Origin of the sequence: Mycobacterium neumannii (genome assembly GCF_002245615.1) — a bacterium.
Taxonomy (GTDB): domain Bacteria; phylum Actinomycetota; class Actinomycetes; order Mycobacteriales; family Mycobacteriaceae; genus Mycobacterium; species Mycobacterium neumannii_A.
This window is the reverse complement of the sequence record NZ_NKCO01000002.1, coordinates 76,290-94,305: the sequence shown is the minus strand read 5'-3', so window position 1 is coordinate 94,305 and position 18,016 is coordinate 76,290. Positions and strand designations below refer to the sequence as shown.

At 66.3% G+C, this 18,016-nt stretch carries 19 protein-coding genes; 2 read left to right on the top strand and 17 right to left on the bottom strand.

The annotated features are described in order from the left end of the window. Nucleotides 1–18 precede the first annotated feature (18 nt). From CEX88_RS03110 to CEX88_RS03050, 13 genes are read right to left on the bottom strand one after another with little or no spacing between them, the layout of a single operon-like run. Entirely contained in the window at nt 19–1,251 is a 1,233-nt protein-coding gene (locus CEX88_RS03110) for a cytochrome P450 (protein ID WP_094292374.1), read from the bottom strand. 10 nt (nt 1,252–1,261) lie between these two features. Further along, nucleotides 1,262–1,456, bottom strand: a complete 195-nt coding sequence (locus CEX88_RS03105; protein ID WP_068201262.1) for a ferredoxin — start codon at nt 1,454–1,456, stop codon at nt 1,262–1,264. After that, a complete protein-coding gene (locus CEX88_RS03100) occupies nt 1,453–2,169 on the bottom strand; it encodes a TetR/AcrR family transcriptional regulator (protein ID WP_094292373.1) in 717 nt (238 codons plus the stop codon). Before CEX88_RS03100 ends, CEX88_RS03105 begins: the two co-directional genes overlap by 4 nt. Further along, nucleotides 2,166–2,975 (bottom strand): SDR family NAD(P)-dependent oxidoreductase, encoded by an 810-nt coding sequence (locus tag CEX88_RS03095; protein ID WP_094292372.1) that lies wholly within the window; start codon nt 2,973–2,975, stop codon nt 2,166–2,168. Before CEX88_RS03095 ends, CEX88_RS03100 begins: the two co-directional genes overlap by 4 nt. After that, on the bottom strand, nt 2,972–3,778 hold the full coding sequence (locus tag CEX88_RS03090) for an alpha/beta fold hydrolase (RefSeq protein WP_094292546.1): 807 nt from the start codon (nt 3,776–3,778) through the stop codon (nt 2,972–2,974). Before CEX88_RS03090 ends, CEX88_RS03095 begins: the two co-directional genes overlap by 4 nt. 35 nt (nt 3,779–3,813) lie before the next feature. Next, nucleotides 3,814–4,404: an NADPH-dependent FMN reductase gene (locus tag CEX88_RS03085; RefSeq protein ID WP_068201070.1), complete on the bottom strand. Its 591-nt coding sequence runs from the start codon at nt 4,402–4,404 to the stop codon at nt 3,814–3,816. An 11-nt stretch (nt 4,405–4,415) separates the two neighbouring features. Then, nucleotides 4,416–5,411, bottom strand: a complete 996-nt coding sequence (locus CEX88_RS03080) for a cyclase family protein (RefSeq protein ID WP_202931357.1) — start codon at nt 5,409–5,411, stop codon at nt 4,416–4,418. 30 nt (nt 5,412–5,441) lie between these two features. Continuing rightward, nucleotides 5,442–6,260 (bottom strand): coniferyl-alcohol dehydrogenase, encoded by an 819-nt coding sequence (locus tag CEX88_RS03075; protein ID WP_094292371.1) that lies wholly within the window; start codon nt 6,258–6,260, stop codon nt 5,442–5,444. A gap of 23 nt (nt 6,261–6,283) precedes the next feature. Continuing rightward, complete coding sequence (locus CEX88_RS03070; RefSeq protein ID WP_066808152.1) at nt 6,284–7,624, bottom strand: LLM class flavin-dependent oxidoreductase; 1,341 nt, start codon at nt 7,622–7,624, stop codon at nt 6,284–6,286. Then, on the bottom strand, nt 7,621–9,393 hold the full coding sequence (locus CEX88_RS03065; RefSeq protein WP_094292370.1) for an FAD-binding protein: 1,773 nt from the start codon (nt 9,391–9,393) through the stop codon (nt 7,621–7,623). Before CEX88_RS03065 ends, CEX88_RS03070 begins: the two co-directional genes overlap by 4 nt. Beyond that, entirely contained in the window at nt 9,386–10,306 is a 921-nt protein-coding gene (locus CEX88_RS03060) for a 3-carboxyethylcatechol 2,3-dioxygenase (protein WP_238381933.1), read from the bottom strand. Before CEX88_RS03060 ends, CEX88_RS03065 begins: the two co-directional genes overlap by 8 nt. Continuing rightward, nucleotides 10,254–11,954, bottom strand: coding sequence for a bifunctional 3-(3-hydroxy-phenyl)propionate/3-hydroxycinnamic acid hydroxylase (locus tag CEX88_RS03055; RefSeq protein WP_094292369.1), 1,701 nt, complete (start codon nt 11,952–11,954; stop codon nt 10,254–10,256). Before CEX88_RS03055 ends, CEX88_RS03060 begins: the two co-directional genes overlap by 53 nt. Next, nucleotides 11,951–12,868 carry an alpha/beta fold hydrolase gene (locus CEX88_RS03050; protein ID WP_238381932.1) on the bottom strand — a complete coding sequence of 306 codons (918 nt, stop codon included), beginning with the start codon at nt 12,866–12,868 and terminating at the stop codon, nt 11,951–11,953. The genes CEX88_RS03055 and CEX88_RS03050 overlap by 4 nt, the downstream gene beginning before the upstream one ends. Before the next feature lie 141 nt (nt 12,869–13,009). Here CEX88_RS03050 and CEX88_RS03045 point away from each other — a divergent pair, with 141 nt between their 5' ends. Next, the gene (locus tag CEX88_RS03045) at nt 13,010–13,840 is read left to right on the top strand and encodes an IclR family transcriptional regulator (protein WP_094292368.1); all 831 of its coding nucleotides are present in this window, start codon (nt 13,010–13,012) and stop codon (nt 13,838–13,840) included. Between the two features lie 29 nt (nt 13,841–13,869). Then, complete coding sequence (locus tag CEX88_RS03040; protein ID WP_094292367.1) at nt 13,870–15,474, top strand: FAD-dependent oxidoreductase; 1,605 nt, start codon at nt 13,870–13,872, stop codon at nt 15,472–15,474. Between the two features lie 98 nt (nt 15,475–15,572). On the opposite strand, the gene CEX88_RS03035 is transcribed toward CEX88_RS03040, so the two are convergent. Genes CEX88_RS03035 through CEX88_RS03020 form a run of 4 tightly spaced genes read right to left on the bottom strand, consistent with a single transcriptional unit; the run spans nt 15,573 to nt 18,005 of the window. Continuing rightward, nucleotides 15,573–15,854: a cytochrome C oxidase subunit IV family protein gene (locus CEX88_RS03035; RefSeq protein WP_094292542.1), complete on the bottom strand. Its 282-nt coding sequence runs from the start codon at nt 15,852–15,854 to the stop codon at nt 15,573–15,575. A 14-nt stretch (nt 15,855–15,868) separates the two neighbouring features. Beyond that, nucleotides 15,869–16,465: a cytochrome c oxidase subunit 3 gene (locus tag CEX88_RS03030; RefSeq protein WP_094292366.1), complete on the bottom strand. Its 597-nt coding sequence runs from the start codon at nt 16,463–16,465 to the stop codon at nt 15,869–15,871. Continuing rightward, nucleotides 16,462–17,301 carry a hypothetical protein gene (locus CEX88_RS03025; protein WP_238381931.1) on the bottom strand — a complete coding sequence of 280 codons (840 nt, stop codon included), beginning with the start codon at nt 17,299–17,301 and terminating at the stop codon, nt 16,462–16,464. The genes CEX88_RS03030 and CEX88_RS03025 overlap by 4 nt, the downstream gene beginning before the upstream one ends. Further along, nucleotides 17,298–18,005: a hypothetical protein gene (locus CEX88_RS03020; RefSeq protein WP_094292365.1), complete on the bottom strand. Its 708-nt coding sequence runs from the start codon at nt 18,003–18,005 to the stop codon at nt 17,298–17,300. Before CEX88_RS03020 ends, CEX88_RS03025 begins: the two co-directional genes overlap by 4 nt. Nucleotides 18,006–18,016 lie beyond the last annotated feature (11 nt).

The window sequence follows — 18,016 nt, the reverse complement described above, 5'->3', positions numbered from 1 at the left end:
GCTGAGGGATGGACCTGACTACCAGGTCACCGGAAGTTCGTAGACGCCGTAGGCGAGGCGGTCGTGTTTGAACGGCACCTCCTCGATCGGCACGGCCAGCTTCAGCGTCGGTATGCGCCGCAACAAGGTGTGGAACACGATCTGCAGTTCGGCACGGGCGAGCTGCTGGCCGACGCACTGATGCCTGCCGTATCCGAATCCGAGCTGCTGGCCCGCGTCGCGGCTGAGGTCGAGCCTGTCGGGGTCGGGATAGGCGCGCGCGTCCCAGTTCGCCGGTGCCAGGTCCAAAATGACGCCGTCGCCGGCCTTGATGGTCTCGCCACCGATCTCGATGTCCTCTAGCGCCACCCGGCGCTGGCCAGTCTGGATGATCGACAGGTAACGCATCAGCTCCTCGACCGCGTTGGCGATCGCCTTCGGATCCTCGGCATTGCGCAGGAAGTCGGCCTGTTCCGGGTTCTCGAGGAGCGCCAGGATCCCGATGCCGATCATGTTGGCCGTGGTCTCATGTCCTGCGATCAGCAGGCCGGTGCCGAGCTGCGCGGCCTCCTTGACGCTGATCTCGCCGGCGTTCACCCGCTCAGCGAGGTCGGACACGGCGTCCTCGGACGGGTTGGCCTGCTTCTGCTCGACGAGATTCACCAGATACTGGTGCAGGCTCATCGCGCCCTTCTGCATGGCGTCCGCGGCGGCGTAGCGAGCCAGCCCGGCGTTCGCATGCTCCTGGAAGAACTCATGGTCTTCATAAGGGACGCCGAGCATTTCGCTGATCACCACGGTGGGAACGGGTAACGCCAGCTTCGAGACCAGTTCGGCGGGCTGGGGACCGGCAAGGATCGCTTCGATGCACTCATCGGTGATCTTCTGGATCGCAGGGCGCAGGCCCTCGACGCGGCGGAACGTGAACGGCTTGGACAGCATCCGGCGGAAGCGGGTGTGTTCCTCGGCGTCGGAGGTGAACACCGAGCGTGGCCGCTTGTGGACGGTGGCGAGCATGTGCTCGTTCCAATGCGGGAAGCCGTCGATCCGATCGTCGACGCTGATTCGGGAGTCGGTGAACAGCGCGCGGGCCTCCTCGTAGCCGGTGATCAGCCACGGTGTGCTGCCATTCCAGATCTTCACGCGGAACAGACCTTTGGGATGGTCGAGCATCTGCGGCGGCGGGGCGAACGGGCAGCGCGGGTCGCGTTCCATCGGGTATTCGGGGATATCCGCGGACACGTCGGGGGTTCCGGTCAAGGTTTCAGACATACGGTCGTTCTCATTCCTCGATGTGGATGGCGAGTGCGGGGCAGGCCGCCGCCGCCTTGCGGGCGTCGTCGGCCTGGTCACCCGCCGGGCTGTCGTTCAGCAGGACCACGACACCGTCGTCGTCGCGCTGGTCGAAGATGTCGCTCGCGTTGAGCACGCACTGACCCGATGACACACACTTGTCTTGGTCGACAGTCAGTTTCATGATGCCGGGCGCTCCGTGATCGGGGCCTGCCACAGCCCGACGATCGCGTCGATGAGCCCGGACGCCGCGGAACTCCAGGTCGTCCGCGGCATGTCGGCCCCCTCGGCGAAGGCACGTTCGAAATCGGCGCAGGTGTGCATCATCAGGTTGCGAGCCATGATGTTTCGCTCGGTGACCACCGCAGGCGGCAGGTCCGGCAGGCAGCGGGTGATCCCGTCGACGACGCGTTGCACCGACGGCGACTCGAGAGCACCCTTGACCACGATCTTGTGGTACTCGGGGTCGGCCAGCGCCTGCGCGGCGAAGCGCGCGTACCACGTCGGGGTCCCGATCTGGGCCAGGTGTTCGGTGAGTGAGCGAACCAGGCAGGCGACCCAGTCGCGAAGATCGGTCGAATCGCCGATCTCGGCGACCATCCGCGACAGCAGACGCTCGGTGGAGACGCGGTGCTTCTGCTCGATGGCCCGCACCAGGTCGGCCTTCGTGCCGAAGTGGTAGCCGACCGCGGCGTTGTTGCCCTGACCCGCGGCCTCACTGACCTGACGATTCGATACCGCGTAGACACCGTGCTCGGCGAACAGCCGCTCGGCGGCGGCCAGGATCGCTTCGCGCGTGGTGCTGGCCCGTTCGGTGCGCACGCTTCTGGCAGTGGTCACCGTCACAGTCAACCGCTCCCGAGCGCTTAAGTCAAGCGACTGATTTAAAGTTCTCATGGCTTCGATTTGCGGACAATCACCTTCCCCGCACTGGTGCCGCCGTCGATGGGAAGGATGGTTCCGGTGACATACCGGGAACGGTCGCCGGCGAGGTACAGCGCAGCCTCGGCGACGTCCTCGACGGTGCCCTCCCGCTTCAACGGGCGGTCGTTGCGCATCTGTTCGCGGATCTTGGCCTCGAACGCCTCGAGGCGCTCGAGGTCCTCTCCCGTCGCCGACTTGCGCACGATCGCGGTCCGGATGTTGCCTGGGGCGAGCGCGTTGACGCGAACCTCGTAGTGGGCCAGATCGATGGCCGCAGACTTGGTGAACTGGATGACGGCGGCTTTCGACGCCCGGTACGTCATCACGCCACCGCCGGCCTGGATGCCGCCGATCGAGGTCAAGTTGATGATCGATCCGCCGCCGTGTTTCGACATGTGCCGAGCCGCGTCGCGCGTACCGGCCATGACCGCAAGGACGTTGATGGCCATCACCTGGTGGAAGTCGGCGAGGTCGTCGTCGAGGAACTTCGGGAACATCTTGCCCGACACGCCCGCGTTGTTGACCATCACGTGCAGGCCGCCGAACTCCTCGACCGCCGTGGAAACCAGTCGGGTGACCTGCTCGACCTCGGCCACATCGGTCTCGATGAAGCGGACGGAGTCACCGAGGTCGGCGACGAGTTGGGCGCCGCCCTCGCGGTCGACGTCACCGACGACCACCTTGGCGCCCTCGGCGCAGAATCGCCGCACCAACCCTTCACCGAGACCGGAAGAGCCTCCCGTGACGACCGCGACCTTGCCCTCGAGTTCGCCGGTCATGCCGCCCCTTCGTGTGAGTCGGCCAGGAAGCCGAGCAGTAGTTCATTGACCGCGTCCGGTTGTTCGATCTGCGGGCAGTGCCCGGCCGCGTCGATCACCGCGGACCGGCCGCCGCGGATCTGGCCCGCGATCTCGCCCGCCCACCCGCGGGGTAACAGTTTGTCACCGCCGCCCTCGACCACCAGTGTCGGCACGGTGATGCGCTCGTAGGCGCGGGCACTCGACGGCAGCGGTGGGGCCTCCAGGCCGGGGCGTCGAAACCGCGCCGCCGCCAGCGCTTCCCACGCACCCGGGGCGATGCTGGCTTCGTAGCGGCGCTGGACGTATTCCTCGTCGGCGGGGTAGGAGGCGTCGTAGAAGAGCGCCGTGACGATCCGGCGCATCCCCGCGAACGTGGCGTCATAGTCGTACAGCGCGGCCGAATGCTCGTTGCGCTGGATCTCGCCGCCTCCGCAGATGGTCACCAGGCTGCGGGCGGGCAGCACCGGCGCTTCGGAGGTGGCGTCGACGAAAAGGTTCACGGCCCCCATCGAGTTGCCCACGAAATGCGCGGATTCCACCCCGACGACTTCGCAGAACCGCGCGATGTGCCGGATCCGCATACCGCGGCCGTCGTTGAAGTCGATGACCTTCGCCGATTCGCCGAACCCGAGCATGTCGAGCGCGAGCACGCGGTAACGCGTGGCGAGCGCGGCGATGTTGTGCTCCCAGCCGATCTCGGCGCCGGCGCCGAACTCCCCACCGTGCAGCAGGACGACCGGATCCGGATCGCCTTGTCCGGCTTCGAGGTAACCGGTCACCATCCCGTCGACCAGCACCGACTTGCGTTGGAGCTCGGTCACGCGGTCTCCCGGGCGGCCTTGGCGAAGAACAGCACTTGGGTGGCGAGCATGTCCAGCTGATTCTGGGTAGCGTCGTGGATCAATTCCCCTGTCTCGTCCCAGATCTGGTCGGCGGAGTTTATCGCCACGCCCAGCGGAGTCGGCCACGCGCGCAGCGCGTGCCCGATGGAGCGCAACTGTCCGAGCGTGTTGACCGCCGCCTGCCAGCCGTAGGCGCAACTGATGCAACCCCACGGCGTGTTGTCCAGATAGACGCGCGGGTCCTCCCGCAGATCCTCGATGTAGTCGAGCGCGTTCTTGACCAATCCCGAGATCGCTCCGTGGTAACCGGGTGAGCCGACGACCACGGCGTCCGCATCGCGCAGCGCGCTGACCAGTTCGAGAGCCTGGGGTGTGCGTTCCAGCGAGTGCGGCGCATACATCGGCAAATCCAGGTCGGGTCCCGCGAACAGCCGCGTCCGCCCGCCCTGCTGCTCGACCGCCGCCAGGCAATAACGCAGGGCGCGTTCGGTCGACGAATTCGCCCGAAGGGTGCCGCCGAGTCCCACGACGAACGGTGCACCGCCGGTTCTGGTGCTTGCAGTCATATCCTCACCCACTACTTGATTGCGATCGGGCTGACGGGCGCGCCCACCGCGCCAACGACCTTCAAAGGCGGTGCGATCAACTGGAACTCGTAGACACCGTCGGCGGCGCAATCGGCCGCCAGGCCGGTGAGGTCCCAGTATTCGCCGAACATGAGGCCCATGTCGCGCAGGCAGACCATGTGCATGGGCAGAAACGTGCCCTCGACTCCGTTGGCCGGGTCGGGGTCCTCGACCATGAGGTTGTCCGCAGCGACCGCGGCGACGTCATGGTCGTGCAGCCACGATGCGCAGGTCCAGTCCAGTCCGGATCCTGGTTCGGAGCCGTCACCGGTCGACAGGAACCTCGTCCACCACCCGGTGTGTACGACCACGATGTCCCCCTGCGTGATCCTCACACCCTGGGCCTTGGCGATATCGTCGAGTTCTGCTGGTGTGACCGGGTTCCCGGGTTCGAGGAAGACGTCGGCGCCGCGGTGCCGGACCGCGTCGAGCAGCACTCCTCGGGAGGTGATGCCCTTGACGTCGACCTTCTCGATTCCCAGATGGATGGCCCCGAAGCTGGTCACCGAGTCCGCGGGAAAGCCGTTGTAGAGCTTGTCCTCGTAGTAGACGTGGGAGATGGCGTCCCACTGCGTGGCCGCCTGCAGCGGCATCACGATCATGTCGTCGTTGAAGCGAAACGGGTTGTCCACGAAGAACTCGCTGACCTGGTGAGCCACCGAGTTCCGCAGCCACTGGGGCCCGTACTGCGCCAGCGTGTTCGCGTCGCCGCCGTCCACCGTCATCACGTGGGTGGGGTTCGGGCGGAACTGGAACGCCCCCTGCGGGCCGTTCGAGCCGAAGTCGCCTCCGAGGGGGATCACCGTTCCCTTCTTCACGAGCGCGGCCGCTTCGGCCACCTTGTCGGGCGTGATGAGGTTCAGCGTGCCCAGCTCGTCGTCGTCGCCCCAGCGGCCCCAATTGCGCACGTCGTCGGCGACGCGGCGGAACTCGCTCATGCTGGCCATGGATTGCCTTTCACTGTACTGACTTTCACGTCAACGCCGCCGTACCGCTCCCGCGAGGTCCGTCTCCCCCGTGGTGCCTCCGTCCACCCAGATCACCTGACCGGTGAGATAACTGGCCGCCCTGCTGTTGAGGAAGGTCAGCACGCTGGCCTGCTCCTGCGGTTCGGCGGCCCGGCCCAGCGGCGTCCGGAAGGAATCGAGAAACTCCTGCCCGTACGCGCTGCGCAACTGGTCGAGGATCGGCGTGTCGGTCACCCCGGGTGCGGTGCAGTTGATGCGAATCCCCCTGGCGCCCAACGCGCTCACCTGTGCCATGCCGTAGAGGATGATGGCCTCCTTGGACAACCGGTAACCGCCGCCGTCGGCCAGCGCCTCGGGATTGCGTCGACACCACTCGATGCCCGCCTCGACCGTGTCCGTGTCGACCAGCCCGGCGGTGACCGGTGCGTTGTCCCGGTAGGCCGACGCCGCCAGCGACGACACGTTCGCGATCGCCGATCCGGCGCGCATCCGGGGCACCAGCGCCTCGGTGAACCGCCGGGTACCCAGGAAGTTGATCGTCACGACCCGGAGCGGGTCCTTGATCCCCGACGACACCCCGGCGACGTTGAACAGCGCGTCGACCGAGTCGCCGACGGCGTCGGCCGCCCGGTCGATCGACTGTTGATCCGACAGATCGAGTTCGACGAACTCGCCGACACGCTCGGTCGGCGGTTTGATGTCGAGTCCGATCACCTCGGCGCCGAGGTCGGCGACCTGACGGGCGACGTGGGCACCGATGCCCGAGGCGCATCCGGTGACGACCACATGGCGCCCGTCGTAGCGCCACAGTTCCTCAAATCGGCCCATGGCTCATCTGCAGCCGGCGCCCGTCACTGCGCGCTCTTGGCGTCCGCTTCGGGGTTGCGGCTCGCCCACCCTTCTCCTGACTTGAGTTTGGCGGCCGCCGCCTCGATGCCGGCGTTCATCTCGTCCATCGCCAGCGACACCTCGTTGGCCGTGTAGTTCTGGCGGCCCGTGGGCAGTCCGCCGAACGCATAGCTCTCGTCGAAGACGGGCGCCTGCGACGGTTGCCGGCGCGCTTCGACCTTCTCGATGATCGGCTCGAGTCGTTTGGCCTTCTCCGCCTGCGCCTTCTCGTCGCGTTCGATGAACTCGGGCAGCACCTCCTTGCCCATCAACTCGATGGACTCCATCGTCTCTTCGTGCCTGCGCGGGGTCAGCAACAGGATCAGTTCGTCGACACCGCTTTCCTCGTAGCCGCGCAGGAAGTTACGCACCGTGTCCGGGCTTCCGATCGGACCGCGGTCGGGGCCATAAACGATGCTGGGGTCCTTCTCGATCTCCTCGAGGTGCCGCTTCCACACCCCGGTCCGGCCCGGTGTGTGCATACCGGTCATGTAGTAGTGCATGATGCCGAACGCGAAGAAGCCGCCGCCCTTGCCGAGCCGTTCGATCGCCTGTTCGTCGGTGGGCGCCACCATCATCGACAAGTCACCGCCGATGGCGAGGATGTTCGGGTTCATCTGCGGAGTGACCGGCGCGCCGTTCTCCTCGAACTCCTTGTAGTAGCCGTTCACCCGCTCGGTCAGCGGCCCCGGGCCCGTGTAGGCGAAACTCAGTGCGCCCAGGCCCTTCTGGGCTGCCATGGCGACCGATGCGGGCCTGGTGCACGCCACCCAGACGGGCGGATGCGGCTTCTGCAGCGGTTTGGGCACGACGTTGCGCGGGGGCATCTCGATGTGCTCTCCCTTGAAACCGGTGAACGGCTCCTCGGTCATACAGCGGATCGAAACCTCCAGCGCCTCTTCCCACATCGCGCGCTTGTCGGCGGGATCGACACCGAAACCGCCCAGTTCGCCGACCGACGACGACTCGCCGGTGCCGAACTCCACGCGCCCGTTGGAGATCAGGTCCAGTGTCGCAACCCGTTCGGCGACACGTGCGGGGTGGTTGACGACCGGCGGCAGATGCATGATGCCGAAGCCCAGGCGGATGTTCTGGGTCCGCTGGCTCGCGGCGGACAGGAAGATCTCGGGCGCGGTGGAGTGGCAGTACTCCTCCAGGAAGTGGTGCTCGGTCAGCCACACCGTCGAGAAACCGGCCTTGTCGGCAAGCTCCACCTCGTCGAGGCCGTCCTGGAAAAGCTTGTGCTCGTCGTCTTCGCTCCACGGCCGCGGCAGTGGGAATTCGTAGAACAGCGAGATCTTCATTTCGTTACCTTCCGATGTGTATCGAGTGTCGAATCGGTACTAGAGCCGGTCTGAATTCCAGAGCCGGACAGTTGCTCGGCGATGTGCTTGGCCGCGACATAGCCGAAGGTCATCGCGGGGCCGATGGTGGCGCCGGCGCCCGCGTAACTGCGGCCCATCACCGCGGCCGACGTGTTGCCGACGGCGTAGAGGCCCCCGATGACGCGGTCGTCGGCGCGCAGCACCCGGGCGTACTCGTCGGTGCGCAGACCTCCGGAGGTGCCCAGGTCGCCCAGGATGATCTGGAACGCGTAGTAGGGCGGCTTACCCAGCGGGTGCAGGTTCGGGTTCGGCAGCGTGGGGTCGCCGTAGTAGTTGTCGTAGGCCGAGTCGCCGCGGTTGAAGTCGTCGTCGTGACCGTTGCGCGCCAGTTCGTTGAACCGCTGGGCGGTCTGGCGCAGTTGTGCCGGCGGAACGCTTATCTTGCCCGCGAGTTCCTCGAAGCTGCTTCCCTCATGTACGACACCGGATTCCAGCCACGCCTTGGGCACCTTCCAGCCGGTCGGCACCGGCGCGAACGGAATCTTGGGGATCGGCAGGTGCCCGGCGACCACGTACCGGTGGAACGACCGGATGTCGGTGATCAGCCAGCACGGAATGTGCGTGACCCCGCTGTTGTGACCCTCGATCATCGCGTGCGCGAAGTCCATGTAGGGGGCGGCCTCGTTGATGAACCGCTTGCCCTCGCCGTTCACCACGAACTGCGACGGCATCATGCGTTCGTTGAGCATGAACTGCAACCGCCCGTCGGGCCAGCAGATCGCGGGAAACCACCAGGCCTCGTCGAGCAGATCGGTCGAGCCGCCCACCTTCTCCCCCGCCCGGATGGCGTCCCCCATGGACGCCGGATTGCCGAAGCTCCAATCCTTTTCGAGTAGCGGCAGGTGCTGGCGGCGCCACTCCATGTCGTGGTCGAATCCACCCGCGGCCAGGATCACGCCGTGCCGGGCTTCGATGCGCTGCTGACGACCGTCACGCTCCACCACCGCCCCGATCACCGCTCCGTCGACGTCGGTGATCAGTTCGCTCATCGGCGCATTGAGCCACAGCGGGACGTCGTGTTGTTTGAGCGCCAGCCGCATGCGGGCGGCCAGCGACTGGCCGATGGCCGCCATCCGGTCACCGAGAACCCGGGCTCGGAACATCCGCCAGATCAACTTGACGAGAACGGCCTTGCCGCGCCAGTTCTGGCGAACCTGGTAGAACAACCGAAGGTCCTTGGGCGCGAACCAGATTCCCTTCGGGGCCAGCGCGAGCGGCTGCAGCAGGTGCTGCTCCTCGTCGCCTAGCTTGCGCAGGTCGATGGCGGGCACGTTGATCGTGCTGCCCTGTGCCGACCCGCCCGGCAGCTCCGGGTAGTAGTCCGCGTAGCCCGGTTTCCACACGAATTCGAACCACGGGCTGCGCTTTTCGAGGAACTCCATCATCTCCGGAGCGGCATCGACGTACTGGCGCAGACGCGCGTCGCTGACCAGGCCTCCGGTGATCTGGCGTAGGTACTCAACGACACCGTCGGGATCCGGCACGTAACCCGCCTTGCGCTGCGAGGGGGCACCGGGCACCCAGATGCCGCCGCCGGACAACGCGGTGGACCCGCCGAAGTGCGCCGACTTCTCGACGATGAGGGTGTCCAGACCGAACGCGTCGGCGGCCAGCGCCGCGGTCATTCCGCCGCCACCTGACCCGACGACAAGCACGTCGACGGTGTGGTCGAACTTGTTGTCAGACATCCAGAACCGCCGTCCTGATCGCGAACCCTGCGATCAATTCCGGTGCCGCCCGGTAGAACCGCTGATCGGTGCGGTACGGGCCGTGCGCGGCAAGCGCGGCGAAAGCCGCGATCCACGTGCGTACTTCGTGTGCCGAATGGCCGGCCTCGCGCTCGATCGACTCGTTGGACCAGCCGTCCACCTCGGCGAGCCGGTTGTTGTCGATCAGCTCGAGGAAAGCCGCGTCCCACTCCGGGTTCAGCGGCTGCAACGGGCTCTCGCCGTGCGCGAACGCCTGCGCGGCCTCCATCACCGCGACCTGGCGGGCCTGCCGCTGTTCCGCTGTCATGGGCGCACCGTGCACGATCCGTTCCAGCGCGGCGGGCGGCGCGGTCGCCAACGTGGGCACCGGCGGATCGTGCGACAGCCCACCGGACCCCACGACGAGGACACGTTTGTCGAGCGTCGCGAGGAAGGTGCCGAGTGCCGCTCCGAGCGCCCGCACCCGGCGCACCGGCCCGAGCGGGGTGGCCACCGAGTTGATGAACACGGGGATCGTCGGCACCGACGTCGCATCCCCGAACAGGTTCTGCAACGGTTGGACCGTTCCGTGATCGACGTCCATGCTCGCCGAGATGGCGACGTCGATTCCCGACTCCAGAACCGCTCGGGCACAGTCGGTCGCGACGTCTTCGGGCACGTTCAACGGGCCGGCGTGCGAGCCGTAGTCACCGACGCCCTGGGCGGCCGTGCCGATGCAGAACGGCGGCATCGTCCGGTAGAAGAACCCGTTGTAGTGGTCCGGGGAGAAGATGACGACGAGCTCGGGGTCGTAGTCGGCGACGAACCGGCGTGCACCCGATATCGCCGTCTCGATGTCGTCAAGGAGATCCCGTGACGGTCCCGGAAGGTTCAGTAGCGGGCTGTGCGACATGCAGCACAGGGCCAGTGTGCCCATGAGAACCGGTGCCTCCTCCCTGGGTCAGACGCAGAACGTCGAATAGAGATTCGCTCAGTTCGGCGGCGCGCTGAGCGATGCAGGCGCCGGCGATGCAGCGGTCGGGCCGCAGGAACAACACCGAGTCGGTGTAGGTGTCGAACCACGCCTTGAGCGCACCGGTCCTGTCACCGATCACCACCACATCGTCGTCGTCGTGACCCGGCCAGCGCAGCTGAGTCATCGGACGTGCCTCGATGAACTCCGCACCCAACGCCTTCCATCGGTTGAACGCGTTGTCGCCCAGTATCGCTCGCAGGTTGTTGCTCCAGCACAGCACCGCGAAACCCGGCCCGAGCACGTCGTCAAGCAACACGTTCTGCTCAGTGCGGGTGTCGACGCGCGGCTGGATGAACAACGTGCCCGTCGGCGAGACCGCCCCTGCCGCACCGGCACCCGGTGCGGAATGGAACACGGCGCCCTGTTGATAGCGCGGCATCGGCTTGAAACGCATCTCGAGGATGTAGCGCTTCAGCGAGGGAACCACGGAAGCGGCGTGAATGACCCGGTCCCGCAACGCGGCTACCCTGCGGTTGGTCGGCGATATCACGCGGCCGACCATGGTGGACAGGTCGATCATCGCGCGGGCGTGTTTGCGACGCTCGACGTCGTAGGTGTCCAGCAGGGCGTCGTCGGCCTGCCCGGTCACCACCGCGGCGAGTTTCCAGCCGAGGTTGGCCGCGTCGCGGATACCGCTGTTGTATCCCTGCCCCTGCCAGACCGGCATCAGGTGCGCGGCATCACCGGCGAGCAGCATCCGGCCCTTGCGGAATGAACCGGCGATGCGGGAGTGGTGCGTGTAGACCCGGTGCCGGATCATGTCGACCTGCTCGGGATACGGGACCCGTTGCGCCAGCATTCTTCTGACGAACGCCGGATCGTCGGCTTCTGCGTCGGTCTCGTGAGGATGGATCAGGAATTCGAAGCGGCGGATGCCGTGGGCGATTGAGATCGACACATAGGGGCGCGCCGGGTCGGCGCCCACCTCACTGTTGGGATGGCCGAGCGGGTCGTTGGCGACGTCGACCACCAACCAGCGGGTCGACGACGTGGTGCCGTCGAACGACACGCCCATCAGCCGGCGAGTGGCGCTGCGGCCGCCGTCGCAGCCGACCACGTAACGAGCCGTGACCGACGGCTTGTCACCGGCGAACTGCACCGTCACCGCGTCGTCGGTCTCGACGCAGGACTCCATCCGACACCCGAACCGGACGTCCACATTGTCGAATCGGTCCAGCCCGCCGAACAATTCGGCATCGACCATCGGTTGCACGAAGCCGTTGCGTTTGGGCCAGCCGAACCGGGCGTCGGGCGGCGCCATCTCGGCGAGCAGCCGTCGGTTGGCGTCGAAGAACCGCAGGATCTGGTTCGGCACAGTGTGCGGCAGCACCCGGTCGACCAGGCCGATCGACTGGAACGTCCGCAGCGCCTCGTCGTCGAGACCGACACCGCGGGGGTAGTCGATGAGCGTGTCGCGTTCCTCGACCACCAGCGTCCGGACCCGGTGCAGCCCAAGGATGTTGGCCAGCGTCAGGCCCGACGGGCCTGCCCCGACGATGACGACGTCGACGTCGGTCGTCGTCATAGCCGCCCCAACAGGAAGTCCAGGTGCAGCCGGTTGAACGTCTTGGGATCCTCGTACTGGGGCCAGTGACCGCATCCGGGCATCACCTCGAAGCGGGCGCCCGGGATCATCGAGGCGATGCGTCGCCCCTCGGTCACGTCGGCCGTGGGGTCGTCACTGGTCCACACCACCAGGGTCGGCGCGGTGATCGATCCGTACTCGTCGGGCCCGAGGAGGTTGCGTGCGCGGATCTCCGGGTCCTGCAGCGCCATGATGTCGCGCATCGCCGTGACGAACCCCGGCTGCCGGTACACCCGCTGCCTGCTCGCGACGATGTCGTCGTAATCCTTGGTCTTGTCGGCCATCAGCCACTTGATGCGGGCCTGCACCGTCTCCCACGTCGGGTTCTCGGCGGCGGCCATGGACAGCGTGATGATCCGCTTCATCACCTCGGGATCGGCCTGCGAGCCGCCCGCGGTGTTGAGCACCAGCCGGTCCAATCGGTCGGGGTGGTCGACCGCGAATCGCGCCGCGACCCAACCACCGAGCGACTCACCACTGATGTGGGCGCGGTCGGCCCCTGCGGCGTCGAGGAACGCCATCAGATGGTCGACGTAGTGGCCGACTTCCAGCGGATGACCGGGTTTGTCGGTGTAGCCGTGGCCGAGCATGTCGATCGACCAGACCGAGAAGTGCTCGGCGTGCGCCTCCAGGTTGCGCACGTAGGCTTCCGCATGCCCACCGGAGCCGTGCAGGAAGACGAGCACCGGGTTGTCGGTGTCACCGGCATGCAGATAGCGAGTACGGGTCCCGCCGGCGTCGAGGTAGCCCTGAGCGAACGAGACGCCCTGCAGATCGCTCCAGACGCTTTCGAACTCCGCTGACGCAGAACGCTTGTCGGCCGCGGAAGCCGCCAGCGAATCCGGCTCAGACACGCTCACCCTCTCTTGACCGCGAGAATCGAATTCTCGTAATTTGTAAGCACTCTGCTCATTTATCGCACACCCACGTGCACTATAGTCAGAGCATCACTCTCGCGGCAGCTAGATGTCAAGGGAAGTCGAGGAAGGGACGCCATGCCTTCGGAGGGCGGAGCCCGACATCGGGTGGAGCAGGGCGGAGCCCGACATCGGGTGGAGCAGGGCGGAGCCCGACAGCGGGTGGAGCAGGGCGGAGCCCGACAGCGCGTCGAGCACGGCCGGGCCCGGCAGACGGAGTCGATCAGTGCCGCGCCCAACGGGGCACCCGGCTCGCAGACGCTGGCCAGAGGGTTGGCCGCCTTGCAACTGGTGGCCAGCTCCCGCACCGGTTTGACCGCCCAGCAGGTCGCCGACGACATCGGTGTGCACCGGACCATCGCCTACCGGTTGCTGTCGACGCTGTCGCAGTTCCGTTTGGTGGCCAAGGGCGAGGACGGCCGGTACCGCTCGGCCGCGGCGCTGGCGGTGCTCGGGGCGTCGTTCGACAACAACGTGCGCCAGCTGAGCCTGCCGACCCTGCGGAGTCTCGCCGACGAACTCTCGAGCACGGTGTCGCTTCTCGTCGCCGAGGGCGATCAGCAGGTCGCGATCGCCGTCGTCGTGCCGACCAACGTCTTCTATCAACTCTCCTTCCATGAGGGCAGCCGCTATCCGCTGGACCGGGGCGCCGCGGGAATCGCGTTGCTGTCGAGCATGCCGCCCCGCCCCGACGAGCGTGACCTGGTGCCGTTGACCCGCGAGCAGGGGTGGGTGATCACCCACGGCGAGATCGAGCCGAACACCTACGGCCTCGCGGTCCCGGTGCGCCGACGACCACCGGCGCCGCCGACATGTATCAACCTCATCTCGCATCGCGAGGACGTCCTGACACGCGGCAGAGACGCGGTCATCAGGGCGGCCGACGAGTTGTCCGCGATCCTCAACTAGAGGGTCACTCCGGCCGGAAGGAGCAGCACGTGACGGATTGGGATCATGACGTCGACGTGGTCGTACTGGGCAGCGGCGGGGCCGGTCTGACCTCGGCCCTGACCGCGGCGGCCAATGGCGCTTCGGTGGAGATCTACGAGAAGGCCGCGACCGTGGGCGGTACGACGGCGGTCTCCGGCGGCATCATCTGGATCCCGGCACACAAGCGCGCCGCGGACGGTGAGCTTTCCGTCGAGGACGCGATGGCCTACCTGCGGGCCCAATCGCTGGGATACATGGACGACGACCTCGTCGAGACATTCGTGCGCACCGGACCTGAGATGCTCGATTTCGTTGAGGCACACAGTGATCTGCGTTTCGAGGTCGCCGAGGGGTTCCCTGACTACAAGCCCGAGCTGCCCGGTGGGCGGCCCTCCGGTGGGCGTTCGCTCAACGCCAAGCCTTTCGACTTGAGCCTGCTCGGTGAGTGGCGCGACCGCATCACCTCGTTTCCGGCGGATTTCAGCAACGTCGGCATCGACGCCGAGACCCGCGCGCGCATCCACGCCTCGGTCGACGACGAATCCGGCGACTACTGCGTCGCGGGCACGGCGCTGGTCGCCGGGCTGTTGAAGGGGCTGCTGAACCTCGGTGTGGCGCCGCGAACCAACGCGCGCGCGGTCGAACTGCTCGCCGACCCGCTCGGCATAACCGGCGTGCGAATCTCGCAGGACGGCAACGAGTTCACTGTGCGGGCCCGCCGAGGCGTGATCCTGGGAACCGGCGGGTTCGAGTGGGACCGCAAGCTGGTCGAGGCGTACCTGCGGGGGCCGATGCGCGGACCTGTCTCGCCGCCCAACAACACCGGCGACGGCCTGCGGATGGCGATGGCGCACGGCGCCGATCTGGCCAACATGGGCGAGGCGTGGTGGGTGCCGATCGTGCAACTTCCCGGCGACACGTTCGGAGGTCAGCCGCGCAGCCGCAGCGTCCGGCTGGAAAGAACCCGGCCGCGCAGCATCATCGTCAACCGGGCGGGTAAGCGGTTTCTCAACGAGGCCGGCGAGTACAACTCGATGGCGGGGCCGTTTCACTATCTCGATCCCAAGCTCGGCTATGCCAACGATCCTGCCTGGATCGTCTTCGACTCGCTGCATCTGAAGAAGTACGGATTCCTCGGCATAGAACCGGATGGCCCTGCCCCCGACTGGTTCTCACCGTCGAAGGACCTGGTGGAGCTCGGCGAGAAGACCGGCATCGACCCCGACGGCTTGGCACGCACACTGCAATCGTGGAACGACGGCGTCGCCCACGATCGCGACCCGGATTTCGCGCGGGGCTCGAGCGCCTACGACGGGTACTGGGGCGACGACAAGGCGCCGACGCCCGCCGGCCGCACCCTCGGCCCGATCGACACGCCGCCCTACTATGCCGTGCCGGTGTCGATCGGCGCGATGGGCACCAAGGGCGGCCCCCGCACCGACTGCGACGGCCGGGTGCTGCACGTCAACGGGTCGGCGATCCCGGGTTTGTTCGCCGCGGGCAATGCGATGGCCGGAGCAACCGGCAAGGCGTACGGCGGCGCCGGTGGAACGATCGGCCCGGCAATGGTGTTCGGCTACCGCGCGGGCCTTGCCGCCTCGGCGCGCGTGTAACTCGCGGTTCGCACGCCCGCCGGTGCTCGACTGTGCGACCCGATACGCTCGTCGCGGCGTGCTGCGTATGAAACCGCACACTCAGCGTCGAGTGCCGCTCAGGCTACGGCCATTCCGATGAAGTAGCTGCTCAACAGGCAAGTGGCGACGAGAACCACCCAGCCGTCGGTGAGGCGGCGCAGCCAGTCCGGGGCGTGGCGTACCTCCATGAACTCGCGAAAGATGATGCGCACCTTGATGAGTGAGATGACGATTGCGCTGACTGTGACCACGGTGCTGGCCTTCAAGGTGCCGTTCTGGTCGACCGCCCCATCCAGCCAGACGTAGACCAACGTCAACAACGTCAGGATCGCCCAGGCGATGACGAGTCTCTTGTTCATGGTTTGCTCACCGATCACCTCACGATGTAGAGCATTGCAAAGATCAGCACCCACAGGAAATCGACCGTGTGCCAGTACGTTGCCCCCGTTTCGACGAGTTCCTGCGAGCGTCGCGCCGGGCTGCGCAACTGGTAGAGGACCACACCCAACACGATGAAGCCGATCAACACGTGGATGCAGTGCAGTGACGTGAGGAAGAAGTAGTGCTGGAAGAACTCGGCGCTGGTGAACGTGTTCCCCATGCGGATCTCCAGAATCCACTCGAACACCTTCGACACCACGAACGTCACCCCGAGCCCTACGGTCACATAGGCGTACGTCGTCGCCGAACGGTACGAACCGCCGCGCGCGGCCTGCACGCACCGGGCGATCGCCCACGAACTCGTCAGCAGGACAATGGTGTTGAAGACCCCGATCCGCAGATCCAGATCGGCTTGGGACTGCAGGAAGAGATCCTCGTTCTGCGTGCGCAGGGCCAGGTAGACCGAGAAGTAGCCGGTGAACAGCAGCGCCTCGAACAACACGAACAGCCACATGTCGGGCTGGCCGGGCACTCGCGGTGGCGGCTGATCCTCGAGCGGTTTCGGCGCGGCGCCAACGACGTCAGTCATCGAGCCGCCTCCACCGCTTCGGTGGCTTCGGTCACGCCTTTCGGTGGCAGATCGGGCAGCGGTCCGGTGCCGAAATCCTCCCGCTCGATCATATTGCGCAGCAGCATGATGAACGCCGCGGTGTAGGTGACGAACACGACCATGTTGATCCACCACGCGATCGCACCGTTCCACGCGAAAGCACCCCGTTGGAAGATCCAGGCCGGTGCGACGACGACTTCGGTCAGCGCATTGCACAACCCCAGATACGCGAACCACTTCGGGAACACGTTGTTCTTGTCGAGCAGGATCGCCACCAGCCAGACCACCGAGCCGACCAGGAAGACACCCATCGTGCCGCTGAACGACAGGAACGCGAAGTCATACATCCACACGATCAGTTCGGGGTCACGGTCCGGCCGGAGCGCGCCGACGGTCATCGCGATGGCCATCACGAGCATGCCGGGCAGCGCTGCGAGCGAGTACATGATCAGGTACGAGTAGGCGAAGACACGACTTACCGACATCCGCCACATCGAATATGCGAGAAGAGCATTCATCGGCGCACACATGCCCGAGATCAGGAACACGACGCCGAACCCGGTCAGCAGACCGAGATGACGATCGGCGAACCACTGCACGATCAACGGCGCGTCCCAGTCGGGGCTCGGCGGCGGTTGCACCCGCGTGACGAGGAAGAACAGCACGCCGTACAGCTGGTAGAAGATCACCATCACCCACCACGCGAACCACAGCTCACGCTTGGGGTGGTAGCGGAAGTTCCAGACCAGCCGGCCCCACCGTGAATCGTTGGGCGGATCGGGCGCCGTCACCGGTTCTGCGCTCAACGCGCTCATGCGGCGACCGCGACTTCGGCACGTTGGCGGCGGATGTTCTGGGCGAGAACGACTCCCATCACCACGATCCAGACGGCGATCGCGATGTTCTTGACCCAGAACGACAGCACGCCGTCCCAGGCAAACGGGCCCTCGAACGTCACCGCCCCGAACGCCGCGGGCAGCAATGCGACGGCGATGAGCAGGTTGAAGTGCGCCACCCATGGCCGAAAGACCGGTTGGTCTCGACGATCCCAGTAGATCGCCAAGGCGAGCACCAGGCACTGGGCGATGAGATAGGGGACCAGCACGGTGAAGGTGACCCAGGCGAGGTCGTTGAGCAGTTGAGTCAGCTCCGGGGTACGCTCGGGCCGGAAGGAACCCAACAACCAGAACATGTTGGCGATCAGGAACAGCGTCGGCGGACCACCTGCGCATGCGATCAGGCAGTAGGACAGGATCGGCGTGCGGTGCGCCATCTTGCGTACCTGCATCGCCAACAGGATCACCGTCGGAATCAGACCCACACCGAACCAGTTGAACAGGATCATGCTGTAGCGGATCCGGGCCGTCTCGTCGCGGTATAAGCCTGCGACCTCCTCCGCGGACATGGTGGGCGACATCGGGGGCAGAAACCCGGGAAACAGGAGGAACGCGGACACCCAGATGACCACCATCGCGGGCAGCGCCCACAGCATGAGCAACTCGCCATCAGTTCGCTTCATCGTCCGCCTCA